Origin of the sequence: Brucella pseudogrignonensis, from assembly GCF_002252525.1 — a bacterium.
Lineage (GTDB): Bacteria > Pseudomonadota > Alphaproteobacteria > Rhizobiales > Rhizobiaceae > Brucella > Brucella pseudogrignonensis.
The window spans coordinates 1-1,159 of sequence record NZ_NNRM01000027.1 but is presented as its reverse complement, the minus strand read 5'-3'; the positions used below and the strand labels follow the sequence as shown (position 1 = coordinate 1,159).

Here is a 1,159-nt window from a genome sequence, read left to right as displayed (position 1 = left end):
AGTTGGCCGGAATCCGGCTCGACCACAAGGCCGCAATCCGCAAAAATGAAAGCCCCTTTTTTCTGATGATATGATTGGCATAACAACATCAGAAAAAAACTCGAAACAAGCGATGCGCCTTTCGCCTTTCCGATAATCTGCAACGCGTGGCGGACAACATCGGCTGTTGTGGCAATTGCACCGGCGACAGTTCCATCCGCGTCGCCATCGCGCACCATCATGGCCGCAAAACCAAGCGGAGTTTTCACTATTTTCAAGGCCTGCTCTTCCGTCATGCCCTTGGCGTGCCGTAATTGATGAAGCTTATCGGCATAATCCGCGTATTTATCAGACATTGCCGGGTCAATAATCTGTATCCGCGTTCCTGCAATCTGATCAGCTATGACATCAGCCGACCCCAGCAAAGTAATATGCGCAATTTTCTCCTGCTCTGCACAAAGGGCAGCTTGGATGACACGCGGGTCTTCGCCTTCCGCCAGAACAATGTGACGTGGCTGTGATCGGGCTTTTTCAAAAATTTTTTCCAACGGAAGCATGGCAAAATCTCATGAAAGGCCGGGAGGAAAGCCTCCCGGCATCATCGTTAAACAGGCATCTGCTCGCGCATATCCACTTTATCAATACCAGCTACGACGACCGGCTTCTTCATCGCATCGCGACGGAAAGGTTCGCCCAGCTCCTGATTGAGTATGACCTCAATAAAGGTCGTTACACCCTTGGACTGATCATCAATTGCCTTCTGCAAGGCTTCAGTGAGCGATTGCTGGGTATCAACAGTGACGCCCTTGAGGCCACAACCATCCGCCACTTTGGCGTAGCTCAGGTTTGGATTGAGCTCGGTCCCAACGAAGTTATTGTCGTACCAAAGCGTTGTATTGCGCTTTTCTGCACCCCACTGGTAGTTGCGGAAAATGACCATCGTAATGGCTGGCCAGCCTTTGCGACCGATGGACGTCATTTCGTTCATCGAGATCCCAAAAGCACCATCCCCTGCAAAACCAACCACAGGGGTATCGGGTTGGCCGATCTTGGCGCCTACGATGGACGGAAAGCCGTATCCGCATGGACCGAACATGCCGGGTGCCAGATATTTGCGCCCGGTTTCAAATGTTGGATAGGCATTGCCGATGGCACAGTTGTTTCCGATATCAGTGGACAT

2 protein-coding genes are annotated in these 1,159 nt (G+C 51.6%); both read right to left on the bottom strand.

Going from position 1 to position 1,159, the window contains the following annotated elements; all coding sequences use genetic code 11:
- The coding region (locus CEV34_RS14525) for a phosphate acyltransferase (RefSeq protein ID WP_235819061.1) at nucleotides 1-536 on the bottom strand (536 nt) is incomplete at its 3' end.
- A gap of 47 nt (nucleotides 537-583) precedes the next feature.
- On the bottom strand, nucleotides 584-1,159 hold a 576-nt coding region (locus CEV34_RS14520), incomplete at its 5' end, for a thiamine pyrophosphate-dependent enzyme (protein ID WP_235819060.1).